Origin of the sequence: Paraclostridium benzoelyticum (assembly GCF_001006285.1) — a bacterium.
Taxonomy (GTDB): domain Bacteria; phylum Bacillota; class Clostridia; order Peptostreptococcales; family Peptostreptococcaceae; genus Paraclostridium; species Paraclostridium benzoelyticum.
Map to the genome: position 1 here is coordinate 1 of NZ_LBBT01000181.1, position 10,407 is coordinate 10,407.

Below are 10,407 nucleotides of genomic sequence, written 5' to 3' on the forward strand. Positions count from 1 at the left end.
ATTTAATAAATAATTTGTAATAAGTAACTTTAAAGTAACCCAAACTATTATAATTAAAAAAGGTACCTAAAATAGGTACCTTTTTTAATTATAATCCTGATTCTTTAAATTTTTCATTTACAAATTCTGTAGCATTGTGGAATGTCTTTTTAAATACAACTAGCGCTAAGAATATTATAAAGAATAAAGTTAACATTATTAAGTCATGATAAACAGCATCCATACTAGGGCCTGCTATAGCTTCTCTAAATCCATCTATAGCATAAGTAAATGGCCAAAATGGCTGTAATACTTCAAATATTTTAGGATTTGTTTGTATTGGGTATATACCACCAGACCCTGCAATTTGAAATACCATTATTACTATTGCAATAGCCTTACCAATATTACCAAATAATGATACTAGAGTAAATATCATTGTTGTGAATAAAATTGATGATACTATTGTAAATAAAAATAATAAAGGTATACTTACAGGCGCTTGGAATATAAATATATCACCTATTGCTATTATCAATGATTGTATCAGCGATACAGTCATAAATGTAAGCATTTTTCCAAAATGTTTTTGAACTAAATTTGTACGTTCTCCTTCTAATTCTTCACATTCTGTAGTAAGCAACGATGTAGCTAAAAGTGCTCCTACCCATATTGCTAGAACTGAATAAAAAGGCATTAAGGCAACTCCAAATATTCCAGCTTTGTAAAGTTCTTCTGTTTTAACATTAACTGGAGATGCTATAAATGAAGCTATTTCTTTCGAATTTTTATCAAGTGTTGAAATTAACTTATCTAAATTTTCATCTGTTAATATATTAGTTTTTTCAATTAATACATCTAAATCTTTTTCAAATTTATCTAATTGTTTAGCTATGTTTTCAGATTGTTTTATAGCTAAGTTGCTACTTGATATTCCAAAGTTAGATAGTGCATTTAACTGAGGTACTAAAACATTTATGCTATCTAATACATTGTTCATATCACTTGAACTAGAAATCATAGAGTTCCCTACACTATTTAAAACACCTGATATATCTGAATTAAATGTTCCACTTATTAAATTTAACTTGTTATTAAATGCATTAGATAAATCTAATAAAGAATCTAGTTGTTCATTGATTTTTTCTTTTCCTTCATTATTGTTAATTAATGATTTTATACTTTCAAGTTTTTCACTTTCTGAATCAAGTATTCCACTTAATTTTTTTAGAGAATTTATTAAATTATTTACTTTATCACTACCTATTTTTTCAAGACTTGATATAAGACTATCAAGATTACTTTGCATAGATGATATTGTATTTAATATCGATTCTATAGCTTTTCCCAAATCTTCAGTAGATCCGCTATTATTTAAATCTTTTAAATTATTAATTTGATTTTGCAAGTTGCTGTTCATACTATTTATAGAACTCATACTACTACTTAAATTTTGAGAAGCATTATTAGTATTGTTTTGAGTAACTAAAACCAAATCTTTACCATTATTTATAACTGATTTTAAATCATTTACTTCTTTAGTGATTAAAGGAAGGTTCCCTTTAGTATCTTTTAAATATTTTTTCAAATTATTAGCATGTGTACTTGCTTCTTTTACATAGCTATCAATTTTTTTCAAGTTACTTGCTGTACTGTCTAATGTTTCTTTTAACTCAATTATTTGTGGTTTATTATCTTCTAGCTTGACACCTAGTGATGTAAGGAAGCTAAAAGCTTCTTTATTTACAGTATCTACAAAGTTTGATTTAACCTCTTCCACCAATTTATCTTTAGCAACATCTGTAATTTTTGTAGCTATTGCATTTACTTTTTCATTAGCCTTATATATTATGTTTGGCTTTTGAGGGTCTTTAGTTGAAAGAGATGCTAAATCCTTTGAAAAATCGCTCGGTATTTCAATTAAAGCATAATACTTACCCTCATTTAACTGATAATTCCCTTGCCATTCTTCTGTAAATTCCCAACCTATATTATGGTCTTTTTTAAGATTTTCAACAATTTCATCTCCAACATTTATAACTTTTCCATTAACTGATGCCCCTTCATCTTTATTGACTACGGCTACAGGTATATTCCCTGTATTTATATATGGATTCCAGCATGCTTGTATATTTACCCATGCATATAATGAAGGTATTAAACAAAGCCCGGCTATTATTATAAAGGCTGCTGGAATACTTGTTATGTGCTTTAAATCTCTTAAATATATTTTAAAAACTTTTTTCATTTCCTCACCTCTATAAAATTACTCTGATAATCCAGATTCTTTAAATCCTTTTTCAAACTTTCTAACAGATTCATTAAGCTTTTCTTTTAAGAAATACCCTATCATTATAGTAATGCCACCCATAAATATAAGTATAAATGTATTAAACATAATAGTACTTAAAAGCGGACCCGCTATAGCCTCTCTTAAATTGCTTAGTGTATATGTAAATGGGAAAAATGGCTGAAGTATTCTAAATATTAAAGGGTCTACCTGTATAGGATATGTTCCTCCAGAACCTGCTATTTGAATAACCATTAATATTATCCCTATTGCTTTCCCTATGTTTCCAAATAATGATACTAGTGTATATAGTATTATTGTAAATACTGCTGAAGATAGAACTGTAGTAAATATAAGCAGACCCAAACTATCAGTTTGAACTCCTAATATAACTTTGTCTCCAAGTCCTACAATAAACCCTTGTATCATTGCAAAAAATACAAAAGTAATCATCTTACCAATATATCTTTTCTTTATACTTAGCCCAACAAACTCATCAGCTTCTGTTGTAAGTAATGATACTAGTACTAACCCTCCAACCCATAAAGCTAATGTCGTATATATAGGAGCCATTCCTGAACCATAATTTTCAATTGGATATATTGGTTCTGATTTTAAGTTAAATGGATTTGAAAGATAGTCTCCCATAACTTGAGGCTTGCTTTGTAATATAGCTATTATTGAATCTAAATCATTATCATTTACTTTTTTAAGTTCAGTACTTAATAAGTGTATAGTATCCTTAAATTGATTTAACTTCGTCTGTAAATCTTTTGTCATTTCTGCTGTTAAATCGCTTCCTTTTGATGCATATCCTAATATTTCGTTAGTTGCTTTAACTAACCCCTTAGAACTATCAACTAAATTAGCTGCATCCTTTGTTGATGTTATTAAGCTATCCGCAGTTTTATTTAAAATAGGTCTAACTTGTGAATCATACGAATTTATAGAGTTGTTAGTTCTATTTGATAATTCGCCAGCTGTTTCATTTATTGAATCAATTGCATCTTTCATAGAATCTGCTGATCCATTTAATTGACCTTTAAGATTATCTAATTTTGATTGTTGTTTATTAAGTAAGTCTTTTATTTTATTTAAATCCCCAATTAATACTGTTATTTTGTCATTTTCTCTTACATCATTAAATTTATTTAAAAGGTTAATAACAGAATCAATTTGAGATTTACTATTATTTATCTGACTCTCTAATTGTGATATAGATGAACTTACTATTTCTTTCGAATCAGAACTTGAATTGTTCAATCTATTCACTATATCTTTTATTTGATTGTTTTGATTATTAATTTGATTTAAAGTAGATTTAACCCCATTTAATGAATCATTCAAATTATTTTTTATATTGCTTAAGTTTTTACTTGCATTCATATTAGAATCAGAAACTGCATCAATACCTGTTGTAACTTGTGGTAAAGTACTTTGAATATCTTTTAAATATGTAGCTAAATTTTCTGAATTTCCATTTACACTCTCAAGTGCAAAGTTAACAGCATCCATATGCTCATCAAGCTCTATTATAGCTTTTTTTAATTTTAATATCTTGTCCTTGTTTTCATTAATATCTTTACCATATATATTTAAAGCTGAAAATACTGTTTTATTTACTGTAGCAATGAAATTTGAATTAATTTGATTAACAAGTGTTTCTTCAGCTACTTCTGTAATTTTACCAGCAACTGGATTAGATTTTGTATCTACTTTATATATTATAGTTGGCTTAGTTGGATTTCCACTTGCAACACTAGTTAAATCTTTTGTAAAGTCACTTGGTAGCTCTATCATTGCATAATAAGTTCCATCAAGCACTCCTGCATTAGCTTTTTTTTCATTTACAAATTTCCATCCTATACTTTTATTTTTTCTTAATTCAGTTATTACATCATTTCCCACATTTAGACGCTTGCCATCTAGAGTTGCCCCTTTATCCTTATTAACTATAGCAATTGGTATATTACTAGTATTTTCATAAGGATTCCAGCATGCTTTAATATTTATCCAAGCATATAAAGATGGGATAATACACAACCCTATAACTATTATAAGTGCTATTGGATTTTTAATTAGATTTTTCATATCTCTTTTAAAAATCTTTATTGAATCTCTCATATTCTCCTCCATTCATTTTAGCTTTGTTAGAAATCTTAACATCAACGAGTATATTATACCATTATTTTACAAGTAAATTAACGTTTTATTATAACAAATAAAAAATAGTCTATATATTAAATATACAGACTATTCCATCATTTCATCATATACATATATCTGAAAACTCTACAGATATTTGATTTTCATTGCTAATATAATCGCTATTTTCGCAACTAGTTTTTGAAGAATCTTTTACTAATGAATTTGGCAATATTATAGTAAATTTACTACCTTTTCCTAGGTCACTTTTTACCTTTATGCTACCCTTATTCATTTCAACTAAGGATTTAACTAAGTTAAGTCCTATACCACTACCTTCTTGTTTTGAATTGTTTTTAACCTGTTCAAATCTTTCAAATATCTTGTCTATCTTATCTTCAGGAATCCCGATACCTGAATCTTTTACACTTATTTCTATATCATCTTTACAGTTTATAGAGACTTCAATTTCTCCTCCAGGTTTATTGAATTTAATTGCATTAGAAATTAAGTTTAAAATTATCCTTTCCATATTATCAGGATCAAATGCAATAAGTTTTTCTTCTGTATCTGTATCAAATATTATAGATAAATTATTGCTTTTTACAAATTCAGATACTGATAAACATATATTTTCCACATAACTAATAATATCTTTGTTTTTAGGATTGTAACTAAAGCAACCTGACTCTAACCTAGTAGTATCAATTAGATTATTTACTAATTTTAATAATCTTCTTCCATTTTGCTCTACTATATTTAAATATCTTCTAAAATAATTGAATATCTCTTCATCTAATAAATCCATCTTTAAGTTTAAAACTTGTAAAGAACTCAAAATTAGGTTTATAGGTGTTCTAAGTTCATGTGATATATTAGCTAAAAAATCCATTCTCAATTTTTCAACTTCTAACTCACCTTTTTTACTCTGAGTTATGTCACTTATTACACATATTTTTTTAATTATATTTCCATTCTCATCTAGTAAAGATACAATTCTAACCCAAAACCACTTTTCCTCTTTATTTTTTTTAATACCTTTAAAAGTTATTAAAATTGGTTTTTTATAGTTATAATCATACCTTTCATTTCCTTGTGGTTCAAAACTCTCCCAGTTTTCTTTCCAAACATTTATATCATCATATAGTTTCTCAGGATTAGTTCCAAATACTCTTTCAAAAGACGGACTTATATAATAAGCTTTTTTATCATCAGCGATGACAATTACTTCTTCAATATTGTTTGCTATTTCTAAAAAAGTTCTCTCATTTTTTTCTATGTTATTCAATAATTCAATTTTATTTGTTATCTCAATTGATATACCTATTGTCCCTAAAATCAAACTATTATTTTCTTCAGTATAAGGCCACTTAGCAGTTTGAAGATACATATTTTTATTATTACCTGAATTTATAAATTCATCATAAACCTCTAATTTATTGCATTTGATAATCATATTATCTGTCCTTATAAATTCATTAGCTCTATCTTCAGGAAATAATTCATAGTCAGTATGTCCTATAACTTCAGCATAAGTTTTATCAAAAAACTCTAAAAATTTCTTATTTACATCTACATATACACCATTTCTGTTTTTTATCCATGCTATAAAAGGTGAATTTTTTAAGGTTGAGGATAAATTCATATGTTGTTTACTAACTTTAGTAAGTCTAATATGGTGTTCATTACCTTCCGTACCATATACCTCAATATTAAAGTAGGAATTAATTCTTTTTACATAAATTTCTTTTATACATTTTTTATTTTTTTTTGATTTTTCAAAAATATATTCCCATTCTTCCCTTTCTTTTTTTGACATTTTAGTTTTTATATAATCATTACATTTTTGATCACTTCCCACCCCAAAAAATCGTTCATAAGCTTTATTCGTATCTTTTATCTTTACCCCTACATATTTATTATTTTCATCTTTTATAATTTCTATATGTAAGTACGCTATAGGACTATCTTCGATTATCTTTCTATATATGTAATTTGACATTTTCTCCCCCGATTTACTTTTTATAATTTAATTTTATAGAATCTCTAGTTAAATTTCAATATTTTACCTATTTTTTCTACATCTATTTAGATTTGAAAATCAAAATAGGTAAACAATTTTTTTAAATTTAATAGTAACTAAGATGAAAACTTCTTCATATAATGGACTATCACATAGAGGGGGGGGTAGTCCTATGGTATTAAGTGGCGCACACTATATTTATATTTTTTTCATCGTGATAATACTAATTGCTATGATGATGAAAAAGGATACAATAGTACCTTGTATCCTAGGAGTTTTTTTCTTAGCATTGTTTTATACAAACAATATAGCAGCCTCTATAGGTGCTGTATTTAATGGATTAATTATATCAATGGTAGAATTAGGACCCGTAATAATGATTATTTCTATTATGGTAGCACTATCTAAATCATTGGAAAGTAATTATGCCATAGAGTATATGATTAAACCTTTTTCAAAAGTAATTAAAAATGAAACTACAGCTTTTTTTACTATAGGATTTACAATGTTAATTTTATCTTGGTTTTTTTGGCCTAGTCCTGCAGTTGCTTTAGTTGGAGCAATATTTTTGCCAATAGCCATAAGATCTGGTCTCCCAGCTATTGGGGTTGCTGTATCTTTAAATCTCTTTGGTCATGGATTGGCTCTTTCAACAGATTTTATAATTCAAGGAGCACCAAGCATAACATCTGGAGCTGCAGGCATAGAAGTTTATGATGTTATTAATAATGGTATGGTTTTATTTTGGGTTATGGCTATAGTTACTATAGGGATGTCATTTTATATGTTAAAAAAAGATATAAAAAACGGATTGTTTAAAGATGAGTTAAGTAACATTAACGAGGTTTCAATCAAGCAATTTAATTTAAAAGCTAAAATTGCAACATTTCTAGTTTTAACTTTATTTTTATTAGATGTTGTAGCTATGCTTGTTTTTAACTTAAAAGGAGGAGATGCAACTGCACTACTCGGAGGAACTGCTATATTTTTATTAATTATAATTAACATAATTAACTATGGTAAAAAAAGTCTTGAACAAATATGTGATAACATTACTGATGGATTTTTATTTGGTATAAAAATATTTGCAGTCATTATTCCTATAGGAGCATTTTTTTACATGGGGGAAGTATCTCCATTAACTAAATTATTAGGGAATGTACTACCAGCAGGTTCTCAAGGTTTACTTTCTGATATAGGTATATATTTATCTCAAATCGTTCCTCTAAATAAATATGTTGTCTGCACTATGGAAACTATTATAGGTTTTATAACAGGACTTGATGGATCTGGTTTTTCAGGAATGGCTTTAGCTGGCTCAACTGCTTCTGTATTTGGAACAGCTATAAATGCTAATGTAGGAACTCTAGCTGCTCTTGGTCAAATCGGAGCTATCTGGACTGGTGGTGGTTGTTTAGTTCCTTGGGCTGTAGTCTCTGCTTCTGCTATATGTGGAGTGAGTCCTTTAGAGCTTGCAAAAAGAAATCTAATTCCTGTTGCTACAGGTTTAATTGTAACTACTGTAGTTGCGATGTTTGTTATTTAAAAGTATATAGCTTAATGTACTACACCTCAATTATCGGACTAAAAATCTAATGATTGGGGTGTTTTTATATGGCTAAATACGATTTTAATTTTAAAATTCACATTATATTTATGTGATTTTATCACAGAAATTGATATTCAAAATCAATTACAATAAATTCATCAAAAAAATTTGTTAAAGGATGTGTGATATGTTTAGTAAAATTATGTATATTTTAGCTATTGTACTTTTTATAATTTCAATTTATAAAGATAAAAATAAAAGTAAAATGGCTATAAGAAAAGCTTGGAAATCGTTTGAAAATATCTTACCTCAGTTTATAACTATAATAATAGTCATAGGAGTTGCACTTGCTTTTATAGATGCCAAAATCATTTCTTCAATAATTGGTGATAGTAGTGGATACTTTGGAGTTTTAACAGCATCTATTATAGGTTCTATAACAATTATCCCTAGCTTTGTAGCTTTTCCACTTGCAAAAGTTTTATTGGAAAATGGAGCGGGTGTTACACAAATAGCTGCATTTATATCTACACTTATGATGGTGGGCATAGTTACAATTCCTCTTGAATCTAAATATTGGGGCAAAAAAGCAACTATAATTAGAAATATTCTAGCATTCATATTTTCTGTGATTGTTGCAGCTGTAATGGGGGTGGTTTTATAATGAAATCAATACTAAAAAGATATAAAGTTTCTATATTGATGATATTTATATTGCTATCAATTTCAATTTTTATACCATCAAAAGGGAAAGAAGCTATTAATATGACAACATCTAATGTAATAGAAATGGTCAAGGTAATTCCACCAATATTCTTACTTTTAGGACTTTTAGATGTTTGGGTACCTAGAGAAAAAATGATAAAATTCATGGGAAATGATTCTGGCTTTGTAGGTGTTATTATAGCCTTTCTACTTGGGTCAGCAGCAGCTGGTCCACTATATGCAGCTTTTCCTATAGGTGGTACACTACTTAAAAAAGGTGCTAGCTTCTCTAATGTTTTAATATTTATTGGAGCTTGGTCTACTACTAAGCTTCCTTTATTATTATTTGAGGGATCATCACTTGGTTGGAAATTTACTATAACTAGGCTTGTTATAAACTTGATTGGTATATTTGTTATCGCTAAGTTAACAAATATTTTATTAAGTAAAGATGATAGAGATTATATCTATGAATTATCCGAAGATATGTAAATATAAAGAGCCATAAGAGTTTTATAAAACTCTTATGGCTTTTTATTAATAATTTATTATCTTAACATGCTATATAAATTTTTAGGATTTTCTAGTTTTGGTACAAGAATTTGCGGAATACCTATATTCTCTGCTTTATCAATATCATACATTAATCGTAAAATTGAAAAATCTTCTAATGCGAAACCTACAGAGTCAAAAATAGTAATTTCATCAGGCTTTCTATCTATAGGCTTTCCAGTTTTAATTATATTCCAAATTTCAGTCACTTTAAAATCTTTACTCATATGCTGAATTTCTCCTTCTATACGACTTTGAGGCTCAAACTCAACATATACATCTCCCATATTAAGAACTTCTGAATCTAGTTCAGTTTTACCTGGGCAGTCTCCTCCAACTCCATTTATATGAACACCTGGTTCAACCATATCCGGTGTAATAATTATAGCATTTCTCTTGTCTGCAGTAACAGTTGTTAATTTCTTCTATACCTAGTATGTGATGAAATGCAAGGGATTGGAATTCACTTTGGCAACCATTTCCTATAAGTGCCATTTTTTTTGGATTAGGCTTAGCTAAATACTTAGCAGCCATTACTGAAGTAGCTGCCGTACGAATAGCAGTTGTTAATGTTAGTTCACTTAAAAATAACGGGAATCCAGTTGATACTTCTGCTAAAAGTCCTATACCCATTACTGTTAAATAATTATGTTTAGGATTTTCCGGATGTCCATTTACATATTTAAATGAATAAGTTTCTGAATCACCTATAGGCATTAATTCAAGTACTCCTATATCACTATGATGTGCAGTTCTTGGCATTTTTTGAAACTCATTCCAACGTCTGTAATCACTTTCTAGATATGGAACAAGACGTTTCATAACATTTTTTGGTCCAACGTTTTTTAAATACTTTACCATAGTAGTCAAATCAATATATCTTGTTTTTAATGTTTCCATTTTAACACCTCTCATATAATTTTTAATTTAACATTAATACTTAAGCTTAATAATTATATAAAATGTCTAAAATGATGAATTGTAGTAAAATAAATTTTAATTCTGAAAATTTTTTAACCGTATCAGATTATTAGATTTACGTCAATCATTATTAAAATACATCATGCCCTCCAAATTCTAAATACTTTAAAATATGATACATCATTATTTATAATTTCAAAAACTCAAAAACAATTATCCATTATAAAAATATTATTTGTATTA

Annotated in this window: 6 protein-coding genes and 1 pseudogene; 3 read left to right on the forward strand and 4 right to left on the reverse strand. The window is 27.8% G+C overall.

The annotated features are described in order from the left end of the window. Positions 1-88: 88 nt before the first annotated feature. The 3 genes from VN21_RS08360 to VN21_RS17860 all read right to left on the reverse strand — a co-directional run bounded on the left by VN21_RS08360 (position 89) and on the right by VN21_RS17860 (position 6,416). On the reverse strand, positions 89-2,227 hold the full coding sequence (locus VN21_RS08360; RefSeq protein ID WP_046822846.1) for a YhgE/Pip domain-containing protein: 2,139 nt from the start codon (positions 2,225-2,227) through the stop codon (positions 89-91). An 18-nt stretch (positions 2,228-2,245) separates the two neighbouring features. Next, the gene (locus tag VN21_RS08365) at positions 2,246-4,393 is read right to left on the reverse strand and encodes a YhgE/Pip domain-containing protein (RefSeq protein ID WP_046822847.1); all 2,148 of its coding nucleotides are present in this window, start codon (positions 4,391-4,393) and stop codon (positions 2,246-2,248) included. 145 nt (positions 4,394-4,538) lie between these two features. After that, on the reverse strand, positions 4,539-6,416 hold the full coding sequence (locus VN21_RS17860) for a sensor histidine kinase (protein WP_052952018.1): 1,878 nt from the start codon (positions 6,414-6,416) through the stop codon (positions 4,539-4,541). Between the two features lie 193 nt (positions 6,417-6,609). On the opposite strand from VN21_RS17860, the gene VN21_RS08375 reads away from it, so the two are divergent. The 3 genes from VN21_RS08375 (at position 6,610) to VN21_RS08385 (ending at position 9,183) form a co-directional block, all read left to right on the forward strand. Beyond that, positions 6,610-7,983, forward strand: a complete 1,374-nt coding sequence (locus tag VN21_RS08375; RefSeq protein ID WP_046822848.1) for a hypothetical protein — start codon at positions 6,610-6,612, stop codon at positions 7,981-7,983. 190 nt (positions 7,984-8,173) lie between these two features. Further along, the gene (locus VN21_RS08380) at positions 8,174-8,650 is read left to right on the forward strand and encodes a permease (protein ID WP_046822849.1); all 477 of its coding nucleotides are present in this window, start codon (positions 8,174-8,176) and stop codon (positions 8,648-8,650) included. Further along, positions 8,650-9,183 (forward strand): permease, encoded by a 534-nt coding sequence (locus VN21_RS08385; RefSeq protein WP_046822850.1) that lies wholly within the window; start codon positions 8,650-8,652, stop codon positions 9,181-9,183. Before VN21_RS08380 ends, VN21_RS08385 begins: the two co-directional genes overlap by 1 nt. A 56-nt stretch (positions 9,184-9,239) precedes the next feature. Here the strand turns inward: VN21_RS08385 and VN21_RS19245 are convergent. Beyond that, positions 9,240-10,158, reverse strand: a pseudogene (locus VN21_RS19245) (ornithine cyclodeaminase). Positions 10,159-10,407 lie beyond the last annotated feature (249 nt).

Bases quoted from the DNA above. Each gene is read 5' to 3' on its own strand.
- VN21_RS08375 (WP_046822848.1), top strand. From the start codon at position 6,610: ATGGTATTAAGTGGCGCACACTATATTTATATTTTTTTCATCGTGATA.
- VN21_RS08360 (WP_046822846.1), bottom strand. From the start codon at position 2,227: ATGAAAAAAGTTTTTAAAATATATTTAAGAGATTTAAAGCACATAACA.
- VN21_RS08380 (WP_046822849.1), top strand. From the start codon at position 8,174: ATGTTTAGTAAAATTATGTATATTTTAGCTATTGTACTTTTTATAATT.
- VN21_RS08365 (WP_046822847.1), bottom strand. From the start codon at position 4,393: ATGAGAGATTCAATAAAGATTTTTAAAAGAGATATGAAAAATCTAATT.
- VN21_RS17860 (WP_052952018.1), bottom strand. From the start codon at position 6,416: ATGTCAAATTACATATATAGAAAGATAATCGAAGATAGTCCTATAGCG.
- VN21_RS08385 (WP_046822850.1), top strand. From the start codon at position 8,650: ATGAAATCAATACTAAAAAGATATAAAGTTTCTATATTGATGATATTT.